Origin of the sequence: Bacillus sp. TH50 (assembly GCF_016650565.1) — a bacterium.
GTDB lineage: Bacteria > Bacillota > Bacilli > Bacillales > Bacillaceae_G > Bacillus_A > Bacillus_A mycoides.
Genome location: NZ_JAEKFM010000007.1, coordinates 866,125 through 892,270 on the forward strand (window position 1 = coordinate 866,125; position 26,146 = coordinate 892,270).

The following is a 26,146-nucleotide window of genomic DNA, read 5'->3' on the forward strand; positions in this document are numbered from 1 at the left end:
ATGTAAATGAAATATTATAGTTCCGGATACCTCATAATTTCCTACGATAGGGAACTTATCTATAAAGAATGCAATATTGAGGGACTATCACAAACGATTTTAACGATATGTAATGGGATTCGGCCTACATTTCCGGATTATTGGTTTTTCCCTTGGTGTAATTCAAATAAAAATGATCCTATTGCTCAGATGATAAATGGAAGGTTGAAGATTAGTAAAGAGGAACATGAAAGTGGACAATCTTTTTTAGATACACTAATGGAAGAAGAAAAGTTCTCGTGGCCGAATGCTTTTAAAAATTTAGAAGATGCGAGATTCTTTAAGCGAAATTATTTAAAAGGGATAGAAAATTTAGAGATTATTAGTTTGCATCTTTCAGAAGAGTATCGGACGGATTTTTTAATAAATGAGCGAGAAGAAAATGACTTTAAAGTTTCTATATATGACTTTCTCGAAAGTTCATTACCTGTTGATGTTGAAAACGATGAAATATTAGGATTTGATATATGTGGCTTTAGTAACAATGATTTTTATTCTTTTATTCATAACAATTTACAAGAGGATTTTGGTAAGAAATTAAATGAATTATCACTTGTTGATAAGTATGAAGATGCAAAGCAGATTATTCATTTAATTGATAATGGGGAAATTGAGGCAGAAGAGGTATTGTGGTATCCGTGGTTAATTGTGAAATGCATATAATCTTTTAAAGAAAGAGGTATAAGCACCGGATTAAAATGGAGATAGAACTAGATCACATCAATTGGCATTATAAAAGTCTGAAGAAAAAGCACGACCTTATTTAAAAAAATAAGATCGTGCTTTATTTTAGTTCTCTTTCCCAAAAAGATGAGAAAATGTATCTTTTAAGTCACTATCATTTATTTTAATATCTGCCTTTTTTAATTCATCTTGTAATAATTTTTGACCGAAGGAAGGGTCGGCAAGACGTTCTTCTTCTAAGTCTTTACGTATAGGGTCTTTCACTTTATCGTAAGGTTGTAAATCTTTTTTATCAGTTAGTTTAATAATGTGATAGCCGTTTGGTGATTTTACGGGATTGCTAATTTGGCCGGGCTTTAATTTGTAGGCAGCTTTTTCAAATTCAGGTGTCATTTTTCCTGCCCCGAAGTATCCGAGGTCTCCGCCATTATCTTTTGATGCTAAATCTTGAGATTCTTGTTTTGCTAATTCTTCAAATGAAGTGCCGGTATCTAATTTCTTCTTTATCTCTTTCGCTTCATTTTCGTTACTTACTAAAATGTGACTAGCTTTAATTTCTGGTTTATAGTGGTCTTTCACATCTTTTTCTGTAACGCTTTGTTTAATCGCTTCATTCAATGCAAGTTTAAATTTAATTTGATTTTTGAAATCTTCTTCATCTTTTAAACGATTATTTTCTAGTGTTGCTTTGAATTGTTCTCCATATTGATCTTTTGCTTTTTCTACTTCTTTATCTACTGCATCATCAGATACTTTATATTTTTTAGTAATAACATCTTGTGCTACCATTTCGTATAGCGTGTCTTTTCCGTATCGATCTTTCAATTGTTTTTCGAAATCGCTCTTCGTAATGGTTGAGTTTGTTGTTGTAGCGATTGTGGCCGAGTCATTTTTTTGTCCGCAAGCAGATAGTATTAATATACTTATTAGTGCAGTGATAATGAATGTACTTTTTCCTTTCATGCTAACACCTCATCCGAATATGTTATCGCTATTGTAGAATATAGAAGTGAACATGAAGTGAATTTTTAATGTTTTTCCCCTGTAAAATGTAAAAAAAGTACATCAACATTAAAGTTGATGTACGATGTAATCAAAGGTGATCGGTTTTCTTAGAATATGCACGTTTTCCTTGCTGAATATTTTTTTGCTCTTGTTCATTTTTTTGAGTGCGCTTTGCATTATTGTCGCGTGCTTTTTTGTCGTTATCGCTAGTATGTGGCATATGTATCAACTCCATTTCTAAACGTTGTATGTTTATCATTTCCTTTTTCGTAAAGACTATGTATAGCGGTGCATTCATGAATACTAAAGGTGGATTAGAAATGGATTTGAAGCTGAATTATACTGAACTTATTAAGAAGTTAGTCGTTGTAATTATTGCGGGTTTATTAAATGCGATTGGGATGAATTTATTTTTAACACCAGCGAAAGTGTATGCGAGTGGTTTTGCTGGATTGTCTCAATTATTGTCACAAATATTAGGTGACTTTTTATCTATTCATATATCTACGGGGGTATTGTTTAGTTTGTTTAATATTCCTGTCGTTATTTTAGCGTGGAAAAAGGTTGGGAAGGCCTTTACATTTTTTAGTTTTCTTTGTGTTGTATTTATGACTTTGTTTTTAGAAATTATCCCAGTTAGAGCGGTTTCGCACGATATTATATTGAATGCGATTTTTGGTGGTATTATTTCAGCGATTGGGGTAGGGGTTGCTTTAAAGTGGGGGGCTTCTACAGGTGGTCTAGATATTATTGCTATGATTTTATCAAAAATAAAAGATAAGCCTGTCGGCACGTATTTTTTCTTCTTTAATGCACTTATCATTATCGCTGCTGGCTACGTATATGGATGGGAAAAGGCATTATATACTTTAGTCACTTTGTATGTATCAACGAGAATTATTGATGCGATTCATACCCGTCATGTGAAGATTACGGCATTAATTGTTACAAAGAACGGGGCAGATGTGCGAAAAGCGATTCACTCTCGCTTAGTGAGGGGGATTACAACTATACCAGCAACAGGTGCTTATACAAATGAAAATAAAGAAATGTTAATGATTGTTATTACTCGTTACGAGTTGTACGAATTAGAGAGGGTTATTAAACAAGTGGACCCAGGTGCATTTACAAATATACTGCAAACGGTCGGTGTGTTTGGATTGTTTAGAAAAGATTAAGGAGGACCAAAGCTGGTCCTCCTTTTTTAATGCGAATTCGTAATGTTTTGCAATTGCTCCTGCATTTCACGTAGCTGAACTTTTTCAGCAGTTGAAGAGTTTGCATAAGCAGAGTGCAAAGAGTTTTTTGCTCTATAAACGAGTTCCTGTTGTTCAGCGCCACTTGAACAAGAAACGGCACTTGAAACAGCGTCTCTAGCTTGTTGGAATAGTAAGTTCCCCATTTAAACCCCTCCAAATGAAGAGTTACTTCTCGCTTTTTCTGCCTCAGCTAATGTACCTCTGTACGGGAATCTTGCATCATGCTTCATAACAGCATCGGCTCCTTGCTGGATAAAACGTTTTGATTTGTTCTTTTTACCCATTCGAAAAACCCCCTTTATTTAGCTGAAAACAATTGACGCGCTGACTTTTGCGTCTAATAATAGTATGAGCGTTTGGCGAGAAACTATAAGCAGGGAATTTTTAGATTACAATCCAAGAACCTCTTCTAAATATAGAGCGATACCATCTTCTTCATTCGTTAATGTCGTATGATTTGCAAGTGATTTTAATTCAGGAATCGCATTACCCATTGCGATTCCATGACCAGCAAATTCGATCATTTCAAAGTCGTTATCCTCATCACCAAAAGCGATAATTCGCTCTTTAGGAATATTATAATGGCCTGAAATTTTTTGTAATCCGACAGCTTTATTTAATCCGCTTTTTACAATTTCAATAATTGGCCAAGGTGCACCCCATTTTCTATGGTCGATGACTTCAGCATGCATATCTGTTAAATGTTGGCGAATTGCAGCAGAATGCTCGTCATGTGCATCGATTAATAAGCAAGTTGGATGGTCGTTTAAAATATTTAATAAATCTCCTGTGAAAATCCTTGGAGAACCGAATTCAAAAATATGTTTTTTATCTTCATCAATTTCACGGACATACACATCATCGATGACTTCAGCATAGACATTTTTCACGCCGAAATCAAAGCAAGCTCGGACGATTTCTTGCGCTGTTGAAAGTTCAAGAGGAGAGTGATGTGTTCCCCAACTTGAATCAAGAGGGTGATGCACGTAAGCTCCATTAAAGTTTACGATTGGTGTGTTAAGGCTAAGTTCTTTATAATAATCGTAACTAGCGCGGAATGGACGTCCTGTTGAAATAACGACAATATGTCCTTGTTCTTTTGCTTTTGCAATTGTGTTTTTCGTTCTTGGGGAAATTATTTTGTTGTCTGTTAATAAAGTTCCGTCTAAGTCTAATGCGATTAAATGTTGTTTGTTCATAATTTCACCTCTTATAATAAATTTTTTGATTCTATCTGTATTTCCGTTTTTAAGATGCAGAAATAAGAGGTTAGACTGGGTAAAACTACTGTAGATGAAAGTTTCACTATATATCCATCTTACGTCGCGAAGCGCTGTGGTGTCTACTATTTCTCGTTGGAAATTAGGGAAAGTCAATATCTTTTTAGAAAGTTCAAACAATGTTTCTTTCATTATGTACAATTTGTGAAAAGGGTTACATTGTTTGAATGATGCGACTTATAATGAACATGTAATCTTCTCGTATATGTTTGACTCTCCTTTGAAACTGGCCTAAAGTAGGTTGGTTTCTTTTTTTTCAACAAATATGCCAATAATTCCTGCTTAAGCTTGTGTAATTATATATATGTACATGGGTAAACCGTAGTACTTGTTTCCTAAACATGACAGAAAAGCTTTCTTTTAAAATGGATATACTAATGAGGCAAGACGTCATGGAAGGAGAATGGAAATGGGACAAAATCGCAGGTTTCGTTCAGGGCAAAAGGCGCCAAATGATGGCATTTACGTAGAAATTGGTGAAACGGGAAGTATGGTGAAAAATCCGCAAATGGTACAATTAACTGCCGGTGAAAAGTTTCCAGAGAACGCAAATCATAACCGTCAGTGGACATATAAAAGAAAACCGTAACAGAAGCCGCAATCGTTATTGCGGCTTTTTTGATTAGGAAAATGAATGTTACTTTTTTCTTTTTCCAATAATAAGTTTGAACTACATAAGCAAAATTATTGTATAAAAAAGTCAGTTGGCGTATAATCAAATCAAAGGTCAAAGAAAGTCAAACATTTGGAGGGCTGTAAAGATGGACTTAAATCAAATGACAACGAAAACACAGGAAGCGATTATGAGTGCTCAATCTTTAGCGGTATCTCATCATCATCAAGAAGTAGATACTGTTCATCTATTGCTTACGTTATTAGAGCAACAAGACGGATTAACGGTACGTATTTTTCAAAAAATGAATGTCGATATAGAAGCGTTAAAGCAAGGCGCCGAAAGTTTAATTAAGAAAAAGCCTTCTGTAACTGGAAGCGGGGCAGAGGCAGGGAAATTATATGTAACAGGTGCTTTGCAACAACTGCTTGTAAGAGCAGGAAAAGAAGCGGAGAAATTGCAAGATGACTACATTTCAATCGAACATGTATTACTTGCTTTTTCTGAAGAAAAAGGCGATATAAATCAATTATTTACAAAATTTCATATTACGAAAGACAACTTATTACAGTCTTTAATGACAGTTCGGGGGAATCAAAGAGTGACTAATCAAAATCCAGAAGCAACTTATGAAGCGTTAGAAAAATATGGCCGTGATTTAGTGGCTGAAGTAAGAGCGGGGAAAATTGATCCTGTAATTGGCAGAGATAGTGAAATTCGCCGCGTGATCCGCATTCTTTCACGCAAAACGAAAAATAACCCCGTTTTAATCGGAGAGCCAGGTGTTGGTAAAACAGCAATCGTTGAAGGATTAGCGCAGCGTATTGTGAAAAAAGATGTCCCAGAAGGATTAAAAGATAGAACAATTTTCGCTTTAGATATGAGTGCACTTGTGGCCGGAGCAAAATTCCGCGGTGAGTTTGAAGAACGTCTGCAAGCTGTATTAAATGAAATTAAAAAGAGTGAAGGTCGCATTTTATTATTCATTGATGAACTTCATACAATCGTCGGCGCTGGTAAAACAGAAGGAGCGATGGATGCGGGAAATATGTTAAAACCAATGCTAGCGCGTGGTGAACTGCATTGTATCGGGGCAACGACATTAGATGAATACCGTAAATATATTGAGAAAGATCCAGCGTTAGAAAGACGTTTCCAACAAGTGTTAGCAGAAGAGCCAACTGTTGAGGATACAATTTCCATTTTACGTGGTTTAAAAGAGCGGTTTGAAATTTATCACGGTGTAAATATTCATGACCGCGCGATTGTAGCGGCATCTGTTTTATCAGATCGATATATTTCGGATCGTTTCTTGCCCGATAAAGCAATTGATCTTGTTGATGAAGCTTGTGCAACAATTCGAACAGAAATTGATTCTATGCCAACAGAACTAGATGAAGTAACGCGCCGCATTATGCAGCTGGAAATTGAAGAAGCTGCTCTTGGGAAAGAAAAGGACTTAGGTAGTCAAGAGCGCCTAAAAACATTGCAACGTGAATTATCGGATTTAAAAGAAGTTGCAAGTAGTATGAGAGCGAAATGGGAGAAAGAAAAAGAAGACATTCACAAAGTGCGTGACTTACGTGAGCATTTAGAGCGCTTGCGCCGTGAGTTAGAAGAAGCAGAAGGAAATTACGATTTAAATAAAGCAGCTGAACTTCGCCACGGGAAAATTCCAGCTATCGAAAAAGAGTTAAAAGAAGCGGAAGAGATGGGTGCACATAATAAACAAGAGAATCGCTTATTACGCGAGGAAGTAAGTGAAGAAGAAATTGCAGATATTGTTTCAAGGTGGACTGGTATTCCTGTCGCAAAACTCGTTGAAGGTGAACGTGAGAAATTATTACGTCTTGAACAAATTTTATCAGAGCGTGTTATCGGTCAAGAGGAAGCGGTAAGCCTTGTATCAGACGCAGTACTTCGTGCTCGCGCTGGTATTAAAGATCCGAATCGTCCAATTGGTTCATTTATTTTCTTAGGCCCTACAGGTGTTGGTAAAACTGAGCTTGCAAAAACGTTAGCGCAAACATTATTTGACAGTGAAGAGCAAATGATTCGTATCGATATGTCTGAGTATATGGAGAAACACGCAGTGTCACGCTTAATTGGAGCGCCTCCTGGATATGTTGGATATGAAGAAGGTGGACAATTAACAGAAGCAGTAAGACGTAAACCATATTCTGTTATTTTGTTAGATGAAATCGAAAAAGCACATCCAGAAGTATTCAACATTTTATTACAAATGTTAGACGATGGCCGCATTACAGATTCACAAGGACGTACAGTAGACTTTAAAAATACGGTTATTATTATGACTTCAAATATTGGATCTGCTCACTTATTAGAAGGGCTAGAAGAAGATGGTTCTATTAAAGAAGAGTCAAGAGAACTTGTAATGGGACAATTAAGAGGACATTTCCGACCAGAATTCTTAAACCGTGTCGATGAAATTATTTTATTCAAACCTCTTACAAGGAATGAAATTAAAGGTATTGTTGATAAGATTGTACAAGAATTACAAGGGCGTTTAGCAGATCGCCACATATCATTAGAATTGACGGAATCTGCAAAAGAATTTGTTGTAGAAGCTGGATTCGATCCGATGTACGGAGCTCGTCCGTTAAAACGATACGTACAGCGTCAAGTTGAGACGAAATTAGCGAGAGAATTAATTGCAGGAGCGATTACTGACAATAGTCACGTAGTGGTTGATGTAGAAAATAACGAATTAGTCGTGCGTGTGAAGTAAAAAAAGAGTTCGGATAAAATCCGGACTCTTTTTTTAGTGTTGTTCTACTGGCTCGTTTGGAATCGCAGCTGCAATCGCTAATACTAATACCGCAAGAACAACTGAGAAAATAGACGCTTGGTTAAAATCGTATGTACCGCCAGTCATAGAGCCGATTACATAGCTCATCATATGTACAAGTGCGAACGACCAAATTAATGCCCAAATGAAACGCATATTTTACACCTCTATTCGTTCAATCTGTCCTTATTGTAACACAATTGAAAAAAGAATATAGAAAAATATTTGTAGATTTTTCAACGCAAATTTGCATTCTGTTCATACATTATAAAAGAGTACTTTTATACGTTTAGAAAATAAGGCGGGGGAAAAATGAGTATTACGGAACGTTTTTTTTACTTAGAAAAAGAACCATGTGTAATTTATTTACCGGAAAAGCCAAATGGATTTTCTGTTATGCTCCTAGGAGATTATAACTATTTTATTGAGAATGGTACAAGTTTATGGACACAGCATGCAGGGAGAGCTTATTTTTTACAGGGCCTTATTGAAAAAGGTTATACGGTCTTTTCATCTAACTTATACGGAAGGCATTGGGGGAACGATCGAGCTGTTCGTCTTGCAAAACGTTTGTATGATGTCGTTCTAAGAAAAGAGACATTGAATGCGAAAATGCACATTATGGCAGATGGTATGGGAGCGCTTGTAGCACTGGAGATGATGAACAAATACCCTGAATGTATACGTTCTGTCGTTATGTTAAATCCGTGTTTAGATTTACCAGAATATGTGGATTTTGAGAAAGAGCATAAGTTTTTTTACAAAAGATTAGTGAAGGAATTAAGTTTGGCGTATGATTCCAAAGAAGAAGAATTAGAATCAAAAATAAATAAGAAATCATTTGCGCTTCTGCCATCTTGTGTACCTGTTAAAGTTTTTGTCTCAACACAGGAAAAAAGAGGAAGAAAACAATTGTTACGTAAATACGAGAAAATGAGGCAATTCAATCAATGCGATACTTCTGTTTTATTCCATCTGCAAGATGTGAAATATAAAATGGTTAGACAAACGACTGATTTCTTTAAAAAATATGAAGAAGAATTGTGAAGCTCCCATATACATAAATGAGGAGCTATTTGTTTCAAGGGGAAAGGGTTGGTGGTATGAAACGCGTGCTGATTATAGGTGCACTTACGTTTGTAGGTTATCACCTTGTGAATAAAATGATTGCAGAAGAAGTAGAAGTATATGGTCTTGATTTTGATGAATTTGATAGTATGACAAAAATTAATGAAGAGAAATTATTGTTGATTGGGCGGAATGCGTTATTTACGTACTATTCTATAAGGGATGAAGACGGATGGCGATCGGTAGAGGAAGAGAGTTTCGATACAGTTTATTTTTGCTTGTATGAGCCGAATCAGCAAAGTGGATTTCGGAATGAAAGGGTCATATTACAATATTTAAAACGAATCGTAAGGATGTGTGAAAAAAATAAAGTAAAGTTAAATCTAATTTCTTCTATTGAAATAGGAAGCACTGAAGAATCCGAAAACAAACATCTATTTTCGAAAGTGGAAGAAGGGTTGAAAAAAGGCGAATTACAATATAGTGCATATCGAGTTCCTACATTATATGGGCCATGGCAACCGTCGTTTATGATGTATCATCAGCTTATTTTATCAGAACTTGATGAAAAAGAGTGCCGTTGTATAAATGGAGAAAAAGGAAGTGATTTACTTTACGTTGAAGATGTATGTGAATATTTATGGGAAAATGGAATGAATGTAAAACACCTCGGTATATATAATTTACTTAGTGGAAAAGAAGAGTTATGGGAAAAGGGTATGAGTCTTTTACATGCAGATGATAAAGTAAATAACAAAAATGTGGAAGTAAGAGATGAAGCTGTAGAGGTTATTTCTATTCAAAAAAATACACCAGTAGAATTCGGTTTAAATAAACAATTGGCACATATGAAAAAATATAAAGAGTTATACGAAGGGTAGCATGCGTGTTACACTATTGTATGGATAATTGATTGAAAAGCTTTAATGGAGAGGAAGAGATTACATGAACGAAAAAAGTATGCAATTTTTACAAATCGCAATGAAGCATTTACCAGAAGCAAAGGCAATTTTAGATTCTAATGGAATTGCACTTGATATGGAGAAAGCACAGCCGGTGTTAGAGCTATTGATGAAAGTAATGGGCGAAGCATATGAGCTTGGGAAAGCAGATAAAGAATAAAAAAACCTTCTTTTTTGATGGAAGAGAGGCTCGAGCCGTGGATAGAAGCGGTTGGGGCCTTTTTTTGTTTTGAGTGGAGTGAAGCCTGAGGGATGATGAGGCTAAAGGGGAAGGTTATGAGGAGAAGGTCTTAGTTTTGAAGGGAAAGCAGATAAAGAATAAAAAAACCTTCTTTTTTGATGGAAGAGAGGCTCGAGCTGTGGATAGAAGCGGTAAGGGCTTTTTTTGTTTCGAGCGGAGTAAGGTCAAAAGTATTGGGAAGTTTATCTTTTGAAAGGATAGGGATTTTTCTGTTTCTTTTAATGAAAAATAAAGTTAGTAATACGCTGTCTTATTTTTTTAGCTGAAATATATTCTAGACAAAAGTACATTTATGTTTTAAAATTAGTACCAAGTCATAATAATTGATATAAAACGGAGGGCTGCGATGTGAACGTGGGCATTTTAGGGATCGGAAGATATGTGCCAGAAAAAGTAGTCACAAATCACGATTTAGAGAAAATCGTAGATACATCTGATGAATGGATTCGTACGAGAACGGGAATTGCAGAAAGACGCATTGCCGATGATACAATAGATACTTCATATATGGCGGTAGAGGCTTCTAAAAAAGCACTTGAAGATGCCGGGATTAGCGGAGAGGATATCGATCTTATTTTAGTGGCAACAGTAACGCCAGATCGCGCATTCCCAGCAGTAGCTTGTGTAATCCAAGAAGCAATTGGCGCAAAACACGCAGCCGCAATGGATTTAAGTGCAGCATGTGCTGGCTTTATGTACGGAATGATTACAGCACAGCAATTTATTCAAACGGGAACTTATAAAAATGTATTAGTAGTTGGTAGTGACAAACTATCTAAAATTGTAGACTGGAACGATCGAAATACAGCCGTACTATTTGGGGACGGAGCAGGTGCTATCGTAATGGGAGCTGTTTCGGAAGGGAAAGGTGTACTTTCCTTTGAATTAGGAGCGGACGGAAGTGGCGGTAAGCATCTTTATCAAGACGAGTATGTTATGATGAACGGCAGAGAAGTCTTTAAATTTGCTGTTCGCCAACTTGGTGATTCCTGTCTTCGCGTGTTAGAAAAAGCGGGACTTACGAAAGAGGATGTGGACTTCTTAGTACCACATCAAGCGAATATTCGTATTATGGAATCTGCAAGAGAAAGATTAAATTTACCGAAAGAAAAAATGAGTATGACAATTGAAAAGTTCGGTAATACATCGGCTTCTTCAATTCCAATTGCAATGGTAGAGGAATTGCAAAATGGACGTATTCAAGATGGTGATTTAATTATACTAGTCGGTTTTGGCGGCGGGTTAACATGGGGAGCAGTAGCTCTTCGTTGGGGTAAATAAGGACTGAGAGAAAAAAAGGAGTGTATTTTGTATGGAAAAAAAGAGGGTCGTAATTACAGGGCTAGGAGCTGTTACACCGATCGGAACAGATGTTGAAACAGCTTGGGAAAACATTAAAAACGGTGTATCCGGAATCGGACGACTTACAAGAATAGATTCAGAACAAATTCCTGCAAAAGTAGCAGCAGAAATTAACGACTTTGAAGTCGAAAAATATATAGATAAAAAAGAAGCGCGCCGTATGGACCGCTTTACGCAATATGCAGTAGCAGCAGCGAAAATGGCAGTTGCGGATGCGAAGCTTGAAATTACAGAAGAAAATGCACCACGCATTGGTGTATGGGTTGGTTCTGGTATTGGTGGTATGGAAACATACGAAGAACAATTTAAGATTTTTACTGAAAAAGGTCCGCGCCGCGTGAGCCCATTCTTCGTACCAATGATGATTCCAGATATGGCAGCAGGTCAAGTGTCAATCGCTACAGGAGCGAAAGGAATTAATACTTGCTCTGTAACAGCTTGTGCATCTGGAGCAAACTCAATTGGTGATGCGTTTAAAGTAATCCAGCGCGGTGATGCTGATGCGATGATAACAGGCGGAGCAGAAGCGCCATTAACAAGTATGGCATTCGCTGGGTTTAGCTCAGCGAAAGCATTAACATTCAATGAAGATCCAGCAACGGCTTGCCGCCCATTCGATAAAAATCGTAGCGGTTTCGTAATGGGTGAAGGATCAGGAATTCTTATTCTTGAAGAATTAGAGCACGCATTAGCACGTGGTGCTCACATTTATGCGGAAATTGCTGGTTATGGTGCAACTGGTGATGCGTTCCATATTACAATGCCTGCTCCTGGCGGTGAAGGCGGAGTTCGTGCGATGCGTCAAGCTTTAGCTGATGCAGGTCTAGAGCCAAAAGATATTGATTACATTAATGCACATGGTACAAGTACAGATGCAAATGAAAAGTATGAAACGATGGCAATTAAAGAAACTTTCGGTGAGCATGCATATAAAGTAGCGATTAGCTCAACGAAATCAATGACAGGTCATTTATTAGGAGCAGCTGGTGCTGTTGAAGCGATCTTCTCTATTAAATCAATTACAGACGGAGTAATTCCTCCGACGATTAACTATGAAACACCAGATCCAGAATGTGATTTAGATTACGTACCAAATACAGCGAGGCATCAAGAAGTGCGAGCTGTATTAAGTAATTCATTAGGATTCGGTGGTCATAACGCAGTATTAGTATTTAAAGCATATAAATAATATGTACAATAAGGTGTCTTTTCGTAAAGTATTACGAAAAGACACCTTATTTATTTTTAATCACCTTTACGTTCCTTTCTTTTTTGCATATACATAAGAAAAGGAGGGATGAAGGTTGGGGGTTGTTGAAACGGCAGAATGGTTACATCTGTATTATGGACGTCCAGAGAAGCTTTGTGAGAAATTTACAAAGTATATTCCATTGCCAAAAGAGAGACTGTATCGCTTTTTAATCTCTAAAGGTATGTATCGTCCAGTAATGCGGGGGGAGCAGGAAATTAAAGAGTTAGAGAAGAAAGAAATTTGGAAAGAACTTAGCATGGAGTATGAAAAATTGAAAGGTTGGCTAAAAGGTCCAGATGTCCCTATCTTTATTTTATTATCAGATTCATACAATCGAACTGTACAAGAGGAATATAACGGGAAGGCTGGCTTATCTATGCGTCACGTTATTTTCTTATTCGTATGTGGACGTAATTCAGTAGAGGAACTAAAAGCTTTATTAACGCATGAATACCATCATATATGTAGGTTACATCAAATTGAGACGAAAGAAACAGAGTATACATTACTTGATACGATGATTATGGAAGGGTTAGCTGAGCAAGCTGTGTATGAAAGGTATACAGAAAAAAGATGTGCACCGTGGACTACTTACATTTCAAAAGAAGATGCTATTTATTATTGGAGGAATTCAATACAAGAACGAATAGGCGTAAAGAGAGGTACGAGGGAGCATGATGTTTTATTAAATGGACTGCACTCGTATCCGAAAATGCTTGGCTATGCACTTGGATTTCATATTGTGAAAGATTGTGTAGCATTTGAAGGAGAAAATACACTTTCTTTATTATCTATAGATGCGAAAGAAATATTGAATAAAGCAAATACATTTCATGTTTCATGAAAAACAGGGGAGCTATCTCCTGTTTTTTTTATATTATAGAAGAAAAAATAATAATTAGAATATATTTCCTCAAGTGGAATAAAGTTAAGCGAAACTGAACATAATGATTGGTACAAACAGTAGTGAAGTGAGGGGTAGTGAATGTTATATCTACATGATGTATGGGTAAATTGGTTTGAAGGTGAAGAGAATGGGTATAACGTTTGTCATTTTTACGAATGGCGGAAAGATGATACGATTGAGCTATTAGATCAAGTGCCATTATTAAAAGTAGATGCCACATTATATCATTACATCGAGAACGAATTATTAGAGCTTCCGCAAAAATTATTGGAAGACGTATATCATAAGGCTTATATTCGTAAAAATCACGAACGTTTGCAACAAGAATATTGTTTTGTAGTTACAGATGGAAAAGGAATTATTGCGATTGATTCAATCGGCTATAATGTGCCAATTAGAAAAAGTAGGCTTATACCGCGTCAAGAACAGATGGTATATGAGATGGTAGAGAATGTGCAAGCAGAAAAGTATGAGTTCCAAGTGGAAGAGATTGAAAAAGAACATCATATTTTATCACCGTCGCCTTTCATTATGAACGGCCTAACTCGTAAAGAAAGACAGTTAAAACAATTATTATTTATGGCATTAGATCAATTACATACAACGAAAAATCCAGCTGAAATTCGCTATTGGTTCACAGAGTGGGATCCATCAGCGTACGGAATGGTCCAACATATGGAGTTTGAAGATGTTTGGGCTAAACTTTATGATGAAGCGAAAACTGGATGGTCTGAGAAGCACGAGCAATTATGTGAGCGCCTTGTAAAAGGACAGCCGTTTTTTGAAAAGTTATGGGAAATGGAAAATGAGCAGAAGGTAAATTAAAAAAACCGCCAATTGGCGGTTTTTTTTATGGAGGTGACAAGAATGTTCGGTGGCTTCGCGTCTTCCTGCGAGGCAAAAAGCGCCTCTACGTCAGGAGCTCCATCCCCCTCACATTCTGAGCGAGCCGCTTCCGCTTTTTGTGAAATCCAGCTCCAGCGGCAAGAATGTTTGGTGGCTTCGCGCCTTCCTGCGAGGCAAAAAGCGCCTCTACGTCAGGAGCTCCATCCCCCTCACATTCTGAGCGAGCCGCTTCCGCTTTTTGTAGTAATCCAGCTCTGGCAGCAAGCTCTTCGTGTCTAAGAACCTTCCGCATAAGAAGACAAAAAGCGTCTTCTATGCGAAAGGTTCTTAGACAGTCAGAGCTGAACGAGCTGCCTCCGCTTTATAAGTTACCTACGCTTTCTACTTAATCCCATTGCGTTTTCTACTTTACGTAGTTGTTTGAATGCAACGCGGTTCGCTTTTTCGGCACCTTTGTCTAGAATTTCGTCTAGTTCTGGTGAGTTGATTAGTTCGTTATATTTTTCTTGGATTGGACGAATTGCTTCTACGACTACTTGTGCTAGGTCGCCTTTGAAGTCTCCGTATCCTTTTCCTTCGTACATTGCTTCTATTTCTTCAACTGTTTTTCCAGAGAATGAAGAGTAGATTGTTAATAAGTTAGAGATTCCAGGTTTGTTTTCTTTATCAAATTTCACGATACCTTCAGAATCAGTTACAGCACTTTTAATTTTCTTTTCAATTGTTTTTGGTTCATCAAGCATACTGATCATTGCTTTTGGATTCGGATCAGATTTACTCATTTTTTTCGTAGGTTCTGTTAATGACATAACGCGAGCTCCTACTTTTGGAATACGAATTTCAGGAACAGTGAACACTTCACGGAAGCGTTTGTTGAAACGCTCTGCTAGGTCGCGTGTTAATTCCATATGTTGTTTTTGATCATCACCAACAGGTACGATTTCAGTGTTGTAAAGTAAAATATCAGCAGCCATTAATGGTGGATACGTTAGTAATCCAGCTGGAACTGAATCTCTACCAGAAGATTTATCTTTATATTGCGTCATACGCTCTAATTCTCCAACGTAAGCAACTGATTGCATAATCCATCCTAGTTGAGCGTGTGCTGGTACTTCTGATTGTACAAATAAAGTAGCTTTTTCAGGATCGATGCCACATGCTACATAAAGTGCAGCAAGACTGCGAATGTTTTTACGAAGTTGTACGGGATCTTGAGGTACTGTAATCGCATGTTGGTTTACAATACAGAAATAACAGTCGTGTTCATTTTGAAGCTCTGTAAATTGCTTCATAGCTCCTAAATAGTTTCCAAGTGTAATTGTTCCACTCGGCTGAATACCAGAAAAGATAACTGACATAAGTAATTCCTCCTAAAATTGAATGTGCGATGGGGAAGAGAAGGCATACAAAAAAGCCCATTCATCCCAAATTACATAGGGACGAATGGACCGCGGTACCACCCTAATTATTTCACAGCTGTGAAATCTCTCAAGATCCATAATAACGTCTGGATATAACGCCAAAGCCTACTACTTTCGGTTCGGTTTGGTGCTCAAAAGCCCATTCCATACTGTACAATTACTTGTTCACACCAGCCACAAGCTCTCTGAAATTGCCCCAATATGTACTCTTCTTTATCATCGCATACATATAAATTTATTTATTGTTAACTGAGCCCTTTTATATGAAAGGACTAAAGTTTTATAACAAAATGTTTTGCTGATTATTATATCATATGGAATAGTGTTTGCAAACTACATCAAAATAGTAAAGCTAATGAGGATCGAGAACAACCCAAGTACGATACCGGTAATACAAATCGGATACGTCCATTTGAATGAATATGTTTTATAAATACGTTCTTTCTTATCGATAGGTTCCTCTGCTTCTTCAATTAAAGAGTCAATTTTTTTATTCGTACCAAATACTCTTTGGAATGCGTAAATTGTTACGTTAAAAAATCCGTTTTGAAATATGAATAAAAAACCACCTATAAGAATAAAAAACAATGCAATATAGAATGAGATGTTGACAAAATTCAACAAAAAATGAGATGAAACGAGGAATGCGCCCACACTAGAAGCGATTATCGCAACCAAAAATAGTATACAAGTATGAAAAAAAACTTTATTCAAAATATTCCCCTCCGTCAAAATATTACTAGAATTATTATACTATAAAAGTTATAATAAGTAATATAAATAATTTTTTGAAAATTATACGCAATTGAGGTTCTAATTTCAAGATGATGGTAGCAATGTTACCGTATCCCTTTACAAAAAATTTAAAATATAAACATTTTATTAAAAATTTTAACAAAAAAACAAAAAACTATATTCACAATCGTCATATTATATGTATAATGAAAATTGTAGAAACTTGGAGATTATTCTTTCAATTCTACTTTTCTACAAGTGAGGGTACAGTAAGTGCAATTAGGGGAGGCAACACAACATGAAAAAAGATACCGTTATTACTTGCATCAACTTTAACGGCAAGTATGTTGCTTGGCGCGTGTAGCTACCAGAAAGAGGACGCTAAAGCAAAAGGAAAAGAAAACACTACTAGTAGTAGTAACGGAAAACAGATTCTTAATTTAACAGAGTTATCTGAAATTCCATCAATGGATGCATCGTTAGCATCAGATTCTGCATCTTCAACAGCATTAAATAATACGATGGAAGGTTTATATCGTACTGGCAAAGATCAAAAGAGAATGCCTGGGATTGCTGAAGATGTCCAAAAGCTAGATGATGGGAAGAAATACATATTTAAGTTAAGAAAAGATGCGAAATGGTCGAATGGGGAACCTGTAACAGCGAAAGACTTTGTGTATTCATGGAAAAGAGCAGTAAATCCAGATACAAAAGCGACGTATTCATACATTATGTTCGATATTAAAAATGCAGAAAAAATTCATAAAAAAGAATTACCTGCTGACCAATTAGGTGTAAAGGCGATTGATGATTATACATTAGAAGTGGAATTAGACAATCCCGTTCCTTACTTTATTGATTTAACGGTTTATCCGGTGTTCTACCCACTAAATGAGAACTTTGTGAAATCACAAGGTGATAAGTTTGGTTTAGAGGCAAATACAACATTATATAACGGGCCATTCGTTATGAGTGATTGGAAACATGAACAAAGCTTCCAATTTAAGAAGAACCCATCATATTGGGATAACAAGACGGTTAAAATCGAAGAGATAAATTTCAATATTGTGAAAAATACATCGACTGATGTAAATTTATATGAGACAAATTCGATTGATCGTGCGGCTCTAACATCGGAATTTGTTGATAAATTTAGACAAACTCCAGAGTTCCAAACACGAAAAGAAGCTGGAGTTGCCTACTTAAGATTTAATCAAAATAATAAGTATTTGAGTAATAAAAACTTAAGAAAAGCAATTTCAATGTCCTTTGACCGTGATAACATTGCAAAAGTTATTTTAAACAACGGCGCAATCGGTGCTTACGGATTTGTTGGAAAAGATTTCGCTGAAGGTCCGAATAAAAAAGACTTCCGTGCTGAAAATGGAAATCTAGTTGAAACGGATTCAAAAGAAGCGAAAAAACTTTGGGAAACAGCAAAGAAAGAGCTTGGCACTGATAAAATTGAACTAGAATTCTTAAGCTTCGATAATGAAGATGCGAAAAAAATTGGCGAATTCTTAAAAGGTGAGATGGAAAAGAACTTACCTGGTTTAACGATCAAAATTAAACAGCAGCCATTCGCACAAAAAAATAAGTTAGAAGACTCTCAAGAATATGATATGGCGTTTGGTATTTGGGGTCCAGACTTCCCAGATCCAGTCTCATATTTAGATATGTTTGTTACGAATGGTTCACAAAATAAAACAGGATATTCTAATCCGAAATATGATGAGCTAATTCTAAAAGCAAAAACAGATACAAAAGATTTACAAGCTCGCTGGAACAACCTTTTAGAAGTAGAGAAAATATTAATTAAAGAGGATGCAGTTATTACTCCGATCTTCCAAAAAGGTTCAGCATATGTGGTAAAAGGTGCCGTAAAAGATATTATCCCAATTAACTATGGTGGTAGATTAACTTACAAATGGGCATCTGTTGAACAAAAATAATCTTTTTTCCATCGTTTACAAGGGTATATGCCTATGATGGGCATATGCTCTTATTTTAAAAAATAAAAGTAAGAATATTTTAAACTATCTTATTGCTTTTGAGAAAAACGGGGAGGTGCTTGACTATGGGACGTTATGTATTAAAACGTTTCGTGTACATGGCTTTGACATTATTTTTAATTACTACACTGACTTTCTTTTTGATGAAATTACTACCGGGTTCTCCGCTTAAAAACCAGGAGAAGCTATCACCGGCACAAAAAGAAATCATTCTTGAAAAATATGGATTAAATGATCCAGTACCAGTTCAATATGCACGTTACTTAGGTAACTTAGCGCAAGGTGATTTAGGGGTATCATTCCAATATGATAACCGCCCAGTAACAGACATGATTGTGGATCGCATTGGACCATCAGCACAACTTGGTTTACAAGCGATTATATTAGGAACATTTATCGGTTTACTTTTAGGAATTGTTGCGGCACTTCGTAATAATACGTGGGTCGATTATAGTGCAACAGTTATTTCGGTACTCGGGATGTCGGTACCATCGTTCGTATTCGCCGCATTACTACAATATTTCGTAGGGGTAAAACTTGGCTGGTTCCCAGTAGCGTTCTGGAAAGGACCAGAGTTTACAGTAATGCCTACAATTGCATTATCGATGGGAGTTATCGCAACAATCGCACGTTTCTCTCGTGCAGAATTAATTGAAGTTATGCAGTCTGATTATATTTTAACAGCGAAAGCAAAAGGAATTAGTCAAGGCGTTATCATTGTCAAACACGCACTTCGTAACGCGTTAATTCCAGTTGTAACAATTTTAGGACCAATGGTTGCTGCATTAATTACAGGAACACTTGTTATCGAGCAAATTTATGCTGTACCAGGACTTGGGGAACAGTTCGTTAAATCTATTACAGTGAATGACTATACAGTTATTATGGGAACTACAATTTTCTATAGTGCGATCTTCATCGTAGTTATTTTCATTGTCGATATTTTATACGGAATTATTGATCCTCGTATTCGTTTAGCGGGAGGGAAAAAATGATGAAAGATGTACAAAAATTATCTCCAGATTTATTTCAACAAGCCAATCAAAATAATGTTGATAATGAAGTCATTGCCCGTCCAAGCTTAACGTTTTGGCAAGATGTACGAAGACGCTTGTTCCAACATAAAGGCGCGATGTTGGGTTTAGTATTATTGAGCATTATTGTACTACTAGCAATTTTTGGACCGATGGTAAGTAAACATTCTTATAAAGAGCAGGATTTAGGTCGTGCGAAAATGCCACCGAAAATTCCAGTGATTGAAAATATTCATTGGTTACCATTTGACGGCACAGATCAATATGGTGTTGACCAATATGCAAAACGTGATATTAAAGAGTACTTCTGGTTTGGTACAGATGATCTTGGCCGTGACTTATGGACAAGAACATGGGAAGGTACACGCGTATCATTATATATCGCTCTTTTAGCAGCAGCAATTGACCTAGTAATTGGGGTTGCATACGGGGGTATTTCAGCATTCTACGGCGGTAGAGTAGATAATATTATGCAACGTATTATGGAGATTATTAATGGTATTCCATACTTAATCATCGTTATTTTAATGGTAATCATTATGGGATCTGGTATTTGGTCAATCACACTCGCAATGGCGATTACAGGTTGGATAGGGATGTCGCGGATTGTTCGTGGACAAATCTTAAAGTTAAAAAACCAAGAGTATGTATTAGCGTCTCGTACATTAGGTGCAACAAATACACAATTAATTGTGAAACACTTAATTCCAAACGTTATGGGACCAATTATCGTAATGACAATGTTTACAATTCCATCAGCGGTGTTTGGTGAGGCATTCTTAAGCTTCATCGGTTTAGGAATTCAGCCACCATTCGCATCACTTGGTTCTCTTGTAAATGATGGATATAAATCAATTCAAACGTATCCACACATGATGTTCATCCCTGCGGTTGTCATCAGTATGTTAATTCTAGCATTCAACTTAATGGCAGATGGATTACGCGATGCGTTAGATCCAAAAATGCGTAAGTAAACGAGGAGGGAGAAGTAAAAATGAAAACATTGTTAGAGGTAAAAGATTTACAAGTCTCCTTTGATACACATGCAGGTGAAGTACAAGCTGTACGCGGTGTTACTTTTGATTTAAAAAAAGGAGAGACATTAGCGATTGTAGGAGAATCTGGTTCTGGTAAATCAGTTACTTCTAAAGCGTTAATGGGATTAATTCCGAATCCTCCAGGACGTATTAAAAACGGTGAAATCGTATTTGAAGGTCGTGACTTAACGAAACTAACAGAAAAAGAAATGCAGCAAGTACGCGGTAAAGATATTGCGATGATTTTCCAAGATCCAATGACATCATTAAATCCAACGATGACTATTGGTAATCAGATTATGGAAGGTCTTATTAAACACCAAGGGATGAGTAAAGCAGATGCACGTAAAGTTGCGTTAGAATTAATCGACCTTGTAGGTATTCCGAATCCAGAAGCGCGCTTAAAACAATATCCTCACCAATTCTCAGGTGGTATGAGACAGCGTGTAGTTATTGCGATGGCGTTAGCTTGTAACCCGAAATTATTAATTGCCGATGAGCCGACAACAGCGCTAGACGTTACAATTCAGGCGCAAATTTTAGAACTTATGAAGGACATTCAGCAAAAAACAGAAGCAGCAATCATTTTCATTACGCATGACTTAGGTGTAGTGGCAAACGTTGCAGACCGAGTTGCGGTTATGTACGCTGGTAAAGTTGTTGAAATTGGAACTGTTGATGAAATTTTCTACAATCCAAAACATCCATACACATGGGGCTTAATCGCATCTATGCCAAGCTTAGATGGTGCAGAGGACGAGCTATATGCGATTCCAGGAACGCCTCCAGACTTATTAAAACCGCCAAAGGGTGATGCTTTTGCACCACGTAACCCGCAGGCATTGAAAATTGATTTTGAAATGGACCCACCTTTATTTAAAGTAAGTGATACACATTATGCGGCAACTTGGTTACTTCACGAGCAAGCTCCAGAAGTAAAACCACCGGCAGTCGTTGAAAAACGTATTCTTCAAATGAAAGCAGGTGAACAACATGACTAAACAACGTGAGAAATTAATTGAAGTAAAAAATGTAAAGCAGCACTTCGACGTGAGTGGTGGTGTTGTCAAAGCGGTCAATGATATTTCATTTGATATTTACCGCGGAGAAACATTTGGTCTTGTAGGAGAATCAGGTTGTGGTAAATCGACAACTGGAAGAACGATTATTCGTTTATATGATGCAACTGCCGGTGAAGTGTTGTTCGATGGTGAAAATGTACATGGGAAAAAATCACGCGCAGAACTTAAGAAGTTCAACCGTAAAATGCAAATGATTTTCCAAGATCCATATGCATCATTAAATCCTCGTATGGCAGTAGGGGATATTATCGCAGAAGGTATTGATATTCACGGACTAGCAAAAGGCAAAAAAGAGCGTATGGACCGTGTTCACGAGCTGTTAAATACAGTTGGTTTAAATAAAGAGCACGCGAACCGTTTCCCGCATGAATTCTCAGGCGGACAACGTCAACGTATCGGTATCGCTCGTGCGCTAGCTGTAGAACCTGAATTTATCATTGCTGATGAACCAATCTCAGCACTTGACGTATCGATTCAGGCACAAGTTGTAAACTTACTGAAACAGTTACAAAGAGAAAAAGGTTTAACATACTTATTCATCGCCCATGATTTATCAATGGTAAAATACATTAGTGATCGCATTGGTGTAATGTACCGTGGTCAAATCGTTGAATTGACAACAAGTGAAGAGTTATATGCGAATCCAATGCATCCATATACAAAATCACTACTATCTGCAATTCCACTTCCAGATCCAGATTATGAGCGCAATCGTAAACGTATCGTATACGATCCATCTCAACATCAATATGGTGAGGAAGCACCAACAATGCGTGAAATTCGCCCAGGACATTTTGTATTATGTTCTGAAGCAGAGTATAAGAAATATAAAGAAATCTATCAATAATAAAGTAGAGCCATTCTTCTATTACAGAAGGATGGCTCTATTTTTTATACTAATTAAACTTAATTTAGTATAAAGAGATTTTATCCAAGTTCTTTTTCTGTTTAAAGACAGCAAATTAAGAGTTTCCAAGAATGAAGAAAAGGCGACTGAAATCCAGCCGCCTTTTTCTTCATTTAGAAACAATTTTATTTTACTGCGCCTGAACAGAAACACTCTCATCTTGCTCATTTGGTTTAACAAGTGCATAATTTTCCCACGATCTACTTCTCCAGCGGAAGAACATAATAATTGCTCGCGTCCATTCGTCGATAGCAATCGCTAGCCAAATACCAACGAGCCCCATGTCTAAATGGAAGGCGAAAAAGTAACCGAGTGGTAAGCTCATTAACACCATGGAGAATGCGCCGATTAAAACAGGATATTTTGCATCGCCAGCTGCACGAAGTGAATTAATGATGACGATGTTCATCGTCCGTCCTGTTTCAAGTAGTACACTTAGTAAAAGAACGCTTGCCCCTAGAGCGATAATATGAGGATTATCTGTAAATAGTCCCATTAATTGTGTGCGGAATGTAACAACGAGCATGACCATAAATAAAGTTACGCCAATCGCCCATTGTACACTTTTCCATACGCGTGTGTAAGCTTCATCCTTTTCATTTCCGCCAACTAGGCGTCCAACGATAATAGCTGTTCCCATACCAATAGCAATGGCGAATAAATAAGTGAACATGGAAATGTTAGTAGCGTATTGTCTTGCAGCTAACGATTCCGTACCTAAGTATGTTGCGTAATATAAGAAGACAATTTGACAAGCTTGATACATGACTTGTTCGAATGCAGATGGAATGCCGATCTTTAAAATTTTGCCAACGTATTCTTTTGATAAAGTGAAGTAATATTGTAATTTCACACGGTATTCCATAACGCGGTACAGTAACCAGAAGAAAACGATAAGTGCGATTAACCGGCTCACAGCGGAAGAAATCGCGGCTCCTTGCACACCAAGTTCAGGGAAACCGAATTTCCCGAAAATAAGTACGTAGTTTCCGGCGATATGAATAATATTCATTCCAAGCGAAACAAACATTGCTTGCTTTGTAAAGCCGTGAACGCGGATAATTGCGGCTAATGAGTTAATAATAGCTTGAAGGAAAATAGCTCCTCCGACGATGGATAGATAGCTTTGTGCATACGTTAGTACATCGCCTTGTAAATTCATTGCCATCATCATATGTTTTGAAAATAAAAGAAAACCAGCGCTTATAATGAGTCCGACCACTAAATTTAATGTGACGGCTAATGCTGATATTTTTGATGCTTCCATAAAGCGTTTAGAACCGAGGTATTGGGATACAACGATAGCTGCACCATTCCCTATGACTTCTAGTACTAAAATCGCGATATGAAGGTATTGATTCGCTGCACCAACCCCAGATACAGCATCGTCTGATAATGCACTTAACATGAAAGTATCAGCGATCCCCATCAGCATAAAAAGAAAAACTTCTAGAAAAATAGGCCATGTTAATAAGAATAAACTTAATTTCTCTGTTGGCCCGTTTTTTGAGCGAATTGCTGTCATGTCCGTCCCCTCTTTACCGATATCTATTTTTAGCAAAGTGTATCGTAACACACTTTCATATCCTTTGCACTTATTTTAGCCTACATATTTTCAATATGAATAAACCTTCATTTTATGACAAAAAAGGAGGAATAATTATGCGTAAGATATTATAGAATATAAAATTTATTTTTCTCTGATAATTTAGAAAAGTATAAAAATGATCATTTTTAACACTTTAGTTCAATAAAAACGCAGTGTGAAACGTTTACAAAGGCACGTTGTGTTAACAGAAAATTTTAATAAAATAGAAATATAAATATACAAAGAATATATTTATGTGTATAATATGAATTATTAGAACATATATATATTTCTTTCTGTTTGAAAATGAAAGGGCTAACATTTTTTTTGGAGGGTGGAAGTATGAAAAAAAAGATACCAGTTTTTGTAGCATCAACAGTAGCAATGAGCATGATTTTAGGGGCATGTGGCTACCAAAAAGATGAACCGCAAGCGAACGCAAAAGGGGATAGCGGGAAAAGCGGTGCGAAGCAAGTTATTAACTTAATTGAAACACAAGAAATTCCAACGATGGACCCAGCGTTATCAGCTGATGCAGTTTCTTCAAAAGTAATGAACAATACGATGGAAGGCCTATACCGCCTTGGGAAAGACGATAAATTAGTTCCAGGTGTAGCGAAGGAATTCCAAAAGTCAGAAGACGGTAAAAAGTATACATTTAAATTACGTGAAGATGCAAAATGGTCAAATGGTGAACCTGTAACGGCGAAAGATTTCGTGTATGCATGGCAAAGAGCAATTAATCCAGATACAGCTGCGAAATCGGCGTACATTATGTACGATATAAAAAATGCTGAGAAAATTAATAAAAAAGAGATGAGTCCAGACCAATTAGGTGTAAAAGCGATTGATGATCATACACTAGAAGTAGAATTAGATAATTCTATTCCATATCTTGTTGATTTAATGGTCTATCCGATCTTCTATCCTGTTAATGAAAAGTATGTGAAAGAGCAAGGGACGAAGTTTGGTTTAGAAGCAAATACAACACTTTATAACGGACCATTTACATTAAGTGATTGGCAACATGAACGTAGCTTCAAAATGACAAAGAGCTCATCATATTGGGACAATAAAGAAGTGAAGCTTGAGGAAGTAAACTTTAATATTGTAAAAGATACGTCTACGCCAATTAATTTATATGAAACAAACGCAGTCGATCGAGCGACGTTATTAGCAGAGTTCATCGATAAATATAAAGGAAAACCAGATTTCAAAACGGTAGAAGATACATCTGTATTCTTCCTTCGCTTAAATCAAAAAGACCCAGCTTTAGCAAATAAAAATATTCGTAAAGCAATTTCTCTTGGTTTTGACCGTAAACCATTCGTTGATACATTATTAAATAACGGTTCTAAGCCAGCGACGGGATTAATTCCTGACAATTTCATTAAAGGACCGGATAAAAAAGATTTCCGTGTTGAAAATGGAGATATTGTAAAACCAAATGTAAAAGAAGCGAAAAAGTATTGGGAAGCTGGTAAAAAAGAGCTTGGTAAAAACGAAATTGAATTAGAGCTATTAAATGAAGACGTTGAATTATCGAAGAAAACTGGTGAATATTTAAAAGGTGAGTTAGAAAAGAATTTGCCAGGTTTAACAGTGAAAATTAAACAACAACCATTCGCGCAAAAACTAAAATTAGAAGATGCGGGCGACTTTGTAATGTCATTCTCTGGATGGAGTGCAGACTTCCCAGATCCAGTTACATATCTTGATATGTTCGTAACTGATGGGGCACAAAATAAAATGAAGTATTCTAATCCGAAGTACGATGAGATTATTATGAAAGCGAAGAAAGATGGAAGCGACGTAAATGCTCGTTGGAAAAACTTACTTGAAGCAGAAAAAATGTTACTTGATGACGCTGCGATTGTTCCAGTATATCAACGTGGTAGAGCATATTTACAAAGAGAAACAATTAAAGATATGTACAACCATAAATACGGCGGGGAAGTAAGCTTCAAATGGGCATCAGTAGGAAAATAACAAAAAAAAGCAGG

Annotated in this window: 26 protein-coding genes and 1 other annotated feature; of the genes, 17 read left to right on the forward strand and 9 right to left on the reverse strand. The window is 36.7% G+C overall.

Annotated features, from left to right (window positions below; all coding sequences use genetic code 11):
• The first annotated feature begins 6 nt into the window (after positions 1-6).
• Positions 7-702 (forward strand): hypothetical protein, encoded by a 696-nt coding sequence (locus JFU23_RS21505; RefSeq protein WP_201032676.1) that lies wholly within the window; start codon positions 7-9, stop codon positions 700-702.
• Between the two features lie 126 nt (positions 703-828).
• On the opposite strand, the gene prsA is transcribed toward JFU23_RS21505, so the two are convergent.
• Together prsA and JFU23_RS21515 are read right to left on the reverse strand one after the other, a co-directional pair.
• Positions 829-1,686, reverse strand: coding sequence for a peptidylprolyl isomerase PrsA (gene prsA / locus JFU23_RS21510; RefSeq protein WP_201032677.1), 858 nt, complete (start codon positions 1,684-1,686; stop codon positions 829-831).
• A gap of 130 nt (positions 1,687-1,816) precedes the next feature.
• On the reverse strand, positions 1,817-1,948 hold the full coding sequence (locus JFU23_RS21515) for a DUF3941 domain-containing protein (protein ID WP_001120851.1): 132 nt from the start codon (positions 1,946-1,948) through the stop codon (positions 1,817-1,819).
• 100 nt (positions 1,949-2,048) lie between these two features.
• Here JFU23_RS21515 and JFU23_RS21520 point away from each other — a divergent pair, with 100 nt between their 5' ends.
• Positions 2,049-2,906, forward strand: coding sequence for a YitT family protein (locus JFU23_RS21520; RefSeq protein ID WP_002125914.1), 858 nt, complete (start codon positions 2,049-2,051; stop codon positions 2,904-2,906).
• Positions 2,907-2,932: 26 nt separating this feature from the next.
• On the opposite strand, the gene JFU23_RS21525 is transcribed toward JFU23_RS21520, so the two are convergent.
• From JFU23_RS21525 to JFU23_RS21535, 3 genes are all read right to left on the reverse strand, one after another.
• A complete protein-coding gene (locus JFU23_RS21525) occupies positions 2,933-3,130 on the reverse strand; it encodes a DUF3813 domain-containing protein (RefSeq protein ID WP_002011309.1) in 198 nt (65 codons plus the stop codon).
• Entirely contained in the window at positions 3,131-3,271 is a 141-nt protein-coding gene (locus JFU23_RS21530; protein WP_000516816.1) for a hypothetical protein, read from the reverse strand.
• 105 nt (positions 3,272-3,376) lie between these two features.
• Positions 3,377-4,186, reverse strand: coding sequence for a Cof-type HAD-IIB family hydrolase (locus JFU23_RS21535; RefSeq protein WP_002011310.1), 810 nt, complete (start codon positions 4,184-4,186; stop codon positions 3,377-3,379).
• 490 nt (positions 4,187-4,676) lie between these two features.
• Here JFU23_RS21535 and JFU23_RS21540 point away from each other — a divergent pair, with 490 nt between their 5' ends.
• Positions 4,677-4,856: a YjzC family protein gene (locus JFU23_RS21540; RefSeq protein ID WP_002086997.1), complete on the forward strand. Its 180-nt coding sequence runs from the start codon at positions 4,677-4,679 to the stop codon at positions 4,854-4,856.
• Between the two features lie 172 nt (positions 4,857-5,028).
• Positions 5,029-7,629, forward strand: coding sequence for an ATP-dependent chaperone ClpB (gene clpB / locus JFU23_RS21545; RefSeq protein ID WP_201032678.1), 2,601 nt, complete (start codon positions 5,029-5,031; stop codon positions 7,627-7,629).
• A 33-nt stretch (positions 7,630-7,662) separates the two neighbouring features.
• On the opposite strand, the gene JFU23_RS21550 is transcribed toward clpB, so the two are convergent.
• The gene (locus JFU23_RS21550; protein WP_001211111.1) at positions 7,663-7,845 is read right to left on the reverse strand and encodes a YjzD family protein; all 183 of its coding nucleotides are present in this window, start codon (positions 7,843-7,845) and stop codon (positions 7,663-7,665) included.
• 156 nt (positions 7,846-8,001) lie between these two features.
• Here JFU23_RS21550 and JFU23_RS21555 point away from each other — a divergent pair, with 156 nt between their 5' ends.
• The 7 genes from JFU23_RS21555 (at position 8,002) to JFU23_RS21585 (ending at position 14,306) form a co-directional block, all read left to right on the forward strand.
• Positions 8,002-8,736 carry a lipase family protein gene (locus tag JFU23_RS21555; protein WP_002030268.1) on the forward strand — a complete coding sequence of 245 codons (735 nt, stop codon included), beginning with the start codon at positions 8,002-8,004 and terminating at the stop codon, positions 8,734-8,736.
• Between the two features lie 29 nt (positions 8,737-8,765).
• Complete coding sequence (locus JFU23_RS21560) at positions 8,766-9,638, forward strand: NAD-dependent epimerase/dehydratase family protein (protein WP_002086991.1); 873 nt, start codon at positions 8,766-8,768, stop codon at positions 9,636-9,638.
• Positions 9,639-9,702: 64 nt separating this feature from the next.
• Positions 9,703-9,879: a ComZ family protein gene (locus JFU23_RS21565; RefSeq protein WP_002011319.1), complete on the forward strand. Its 177-nt coding sequence runs from the start codon at positions 9,703-9,705 to the stop codon at positions 9,877-9,879.
• 429 nt (positions 9,880-10,308) lie between these two features.
• Positions 10,309-11,241, forward strand: a complete 933-nt coding sequence (gene fabH / locus JFU23_RS21570) for a beta-ketoacyl-ACP synthase III (RefSeq protein WP_001100550.1) — start codon at positions 10,309-10,311, stop codon at positions 11,239-11,241.
• A gap of 31 nt (positions 11,242-11,272) precedes the next feature.
• Positions 11,273-12,511 (forward strand): beta-ketoacyl-ACP synthase II, encoded by a 1,239-nt coding sequence (fabF, locus tag JFU23_RS21575; RefSeq protein ID WP_002030364.1) that lies wholly within the window; start codon positions 11,273-11,275, stop codon positions 12,509-12,511.
• 115 nt (positions 12,512-12,626) lie between these two features.
• Entirely contained in the window at positions 12,627-13,418 is a 792-nt protein-coding gene (locus JFU23_RS21580; RefSeq protein ID WP_002030365.1) for a DUF2268 domain-containing putative Zn-dependent protease, read from the forward strand.
• A gap of 141 nt (positions 13,419-13,559) precedes the next feature.
• Positions 13,560-14,306, forward strand: coding sequence for a YjbA family protein (locus JFU23_RS21585; protein ID WP_002030367.1), 747 nt, complete (start codon positions 13,560-13,562; stop codon positions 14,304-14,306).
• A 389-nt stretch (positions 14,307-14,695) separates the two neighbouring features.
• Here the strand turns inward: JFU23_RS21585 and trpS are convergent, their stop codons facing one another.
• Both trpS and JFU23_RS21595 read right to left on the reverse strand, forming a co-directional pair.
• A complete protein-coding gene (trpS, locus tag JFU23_RS21590; RefSeq protein WP_088044783.1) occupies positions 14,696-15,685 on the reverse strand; it encodes a tryptophan--tRNA ligase in 990 nt (329 codons plus the stop codon).
• A gap of 74 nt (positions 15,686-15,759) precedes the next feature.
• Positions 15,760-15,977 (reverse strand) — a binding site (T-box leader).
• A 104-nt stretch (positions 15,978-16,081) separates the two neighbouring features.
• Positions 16,082-16,462, reverse strand: a complete 381-nt coding sequence (locus JFU23_RS21595) for a DUF3899 domain-containing protein (RefSeq protein WP_002125921.1) — start codon at positions 16,460-16,462, stop codon at positions 16,082-16,084.
• Positions 16,463-16,827: 365 nt separating this feature from the next.
• Here JFU23_RS21595 and JFU23_RS21600 point away from each other — a divergent pair, with 365 nt between their 5' ends.
• The 5 genes from JFU23_RS21600 to JFU23_RS21620 all read left to right on the forward strand — a co-directional run bounded on the left by JFU23_RS21600 (position 16,828) and on the right by JFU23_RS21620 (position 22,495).
• Positions 16,828-18,435 carry a peptide ABC transporter substrate-binding protein gene (locus tag JFU23_RS21600; RefSeq protein WP_201032679.1) on the forward strand — a complete coding sequence of 536 codons (1,608 nt, stop codon included), beginning with the start codon at positions 16,828-16,830 and terminating at the stop codon, positions 18,433-18,435.
• Between the two features lie 125 nt (positions 18,436-18,560).
• Complete coding sequence (gene opp3b, locus JFU23_RS21605; protein WP_063226144.1) at positions 18,561-19,490, forward strand: oligopeptide ABC transporter permease; 930 nt, start codon at positions 18,561-18,563, stop codon at positions 19,488-19,490.
• Positions 19,487-20,503, forward strand: coding sequence for an oligopeptide ABC transporter permease (gene opp3C, locus JFU23_RS21610; protein WP_000974104.1), 1,017 nt, complete (start codon positions 19,487-19,489; stop codon positions 20,501-20,503). The genes opp3b and opp3C overlap by 4 nt, the downstream gene beginning before the upstream one ends.
• A gap of 20 nt (positions 20,504-20,523) precedes the next feature.
• Complete coding sequence (locus JFU23_RS21615) at positions 20,524-21,567, forward strand: ABC transporter ATP-binding protein (RefSeq protein WP_002011337.1); 1,044 nt, start codon at positions 20,524-20,526, stop codon at positions 21,565-21,567.
• Entirely contained in the window at positions 21,560-22,495 is a 936-nt protein-coding gene (locus tag JFU23_RS21620) for an ABC transporter ATP-binding protein (RefSeq protein WP_201032680.1), read from the forward strand. The genes JFU23_RS21615 and JFU23_RS21620 overlap by 8 nt, the downstream gene beginning before the upstream one ends.
• A gap of 190 nt (positions 22,496-22,685) precedes the next feature.
• On the opposite strand, the gene JFU23_RS21625 is transcribed toward JFU23_RS21620, so the two are convergent.
• A complete protein-coding gene (locus JFU23_RS21625) occupies positions 22,686-24,131 on the reverse strand; it encodes an MATE family efflux transporter (protein ID WP_002166144.1) in 1,446 nt (481 codons plus the stop codon).
• Between the two features lie 354 nt (positions 24,132-24,485).
• Between JFU23_RS21625 and JFU23_RS21630 the strand changes: the two genes are divergently transcribed.
• Positions 24,486-26,132, forward strand: a complete 1,647-nt coding sequence (locus tag JFU23_RS21630; protein ID WP_002140829.1) for a peptide ABC transporter substrate-binding protein — start codon at positions 24,486-24,488, stop codon at positions 26,130-26,132.
• The last annotated feature ends 14 nt before the right edge of the window (positions 26,133-26,146 follow it).

Excerpts from the sequence above, each read along its gene's own strand:
- prsA (WP_201032677.1), bottom strand. The coding sequence starts at position 1,686 with ATGAAAGGAAAAAGTACATTCATTATCACTGCACTAATAAGTATATTA.
- JFU23_RS21555 (WP_002030268.1), top strand. The coding sequence starts at position 8,002 with ATGAGTATTACGGAACGTTTTTTTTACTTAGAAAAAGAACCATGTGTA.
- JFU23_RS21600 (WP_201032679.1), top strand. The coding sequence starts at position 16,828 with ATGTTGCTTGGCGCGTGTAGCTACCAGAAAGAGGACGCTAAAGCAAAA.
- JFU23_RS21520 (WP_002125914.1), top strand. The coding sequence starts at position 2,049 with ATGGATTTGAAGCTGAATTATACTGAACTTATTAAGAAGTTAGTCGTT.
- JFU23_RS21585 (WP_002030367.1), top strand. The coding sequence starts at position 13,560 with ATGTTATATCTACATGATGTATGGGTAAATTGGTTTGAAGGTGAAGAG.
- opp3C (WP_000974104.1), top strand. The coding sequence starts at position 19,487 with ATGATGAAAGATGTACAAAAATTATCTCCAGATTTATTTCAACAAGCC.
- JFU23_RS21540 (WP_002086997.1), top strand. The coding sequence starts at position 4,677 with ATGGGACAAAATCGCAGGTTTCGTTCAGGGCAAAAGGCGCCAAATGAT.
- clpB (WP_201032678.1), top strand. The coding sequence starts at position 5,029 with ATGGACTTAAATCAAATGACAACGAAAACACAGGAAGCGATTATGAGT.
- trpS (WP_088044783.1), bottom strand. The coding sequence starts at position 15,685 with ATGTCAGTTATCTTTTCTGGTATTCAGCCGAGTGGAACAATTACACTT.
- JFU23_RS21620 (WP_201032680.1), top strand. The coding sequence starts at position 21,560 with ATGACTAAACAACGTGAGAAATTAATTGAAGTAAAAAATGTAAAGCAG.
- JFU23_RS21565 (WP_002011319.1), top strand. The coding sequence starts at position 9,703 with ATGAACGAAAAAAGTATGCAATTTTTACAAATCGCAATGAAGCATTTA.
- JFU23_RS21615 (WP_002011337.1), top strand. The coding sequence starts at position 20,524 with ATGAAAACATTGTTAGAGGTAAAAGATTTACAAGTCTCCTTTGATACA.
- JFU23_RS21525 (WP_002011309.1), bottom strand. The coding sequence starts at position 3,130 with ATGGGGAACTTACTATTCCAACAAGCTAGAGACGCTGTTTCAAGTGCC.
- JFU23_RS21530 (WP_000516816.1), bottom strand. The coding sequence starts at position 3,271 with ATGGGTAAAAAGAACAAATCAAAACGTTTTATCCAGCAAGGAGCCGAT.
- JFU23_RS21535 (WP_002011310.1), bottom strand. The coding sequence starts at position 4,186 with ATGAACAAACAACATTTAATCGCATTAGACTTAGACGGAACTTTATTA.
- fabF (WP_002030364.1), top strand. The coding sequence starts at position 11,273 with ATGGAAAAAAAGAGGGTCGTAATTACAGGGCTAGGAGCTGTTACACCG.
- JFU23_RS21550 (WP_001211111.1), bottom strand. The coding sequence starts at position 7,845 with ATGCGTTTCATTTGGGCATTAATTTGGTCGTTCGCACTTGTACATATG.
- JFU23_RS21515 (WP_001120851.1), bottom strand. The coding sequence starts at position 1,948 with ATGCCACATACTAGCGATAACGACAAAAAAGCACGCGACAATAATGCA.
- JFU23_RS21505 (WP_201032676.1), top strand. The coding sequence starts at position 7 with ATGAAATATTATAGTTCCGGATACCTCATAATTTCCTACGATAGGGAA.
- opp3b (WP_063226144.1), top strand. The coding sequence starts at position 18,561 with ATGGGACGTTATGTATTAAAACGTTTCGTGTACATGGCTTTGACATTA.
- JFU23_RS21630 (WP_002140829.1), top strand. The coding sequence starts at position 24,486 with ATGAAAAAAAAGATACCAGTTTTTGTAGCATCAACAGTAGCAATGAGC.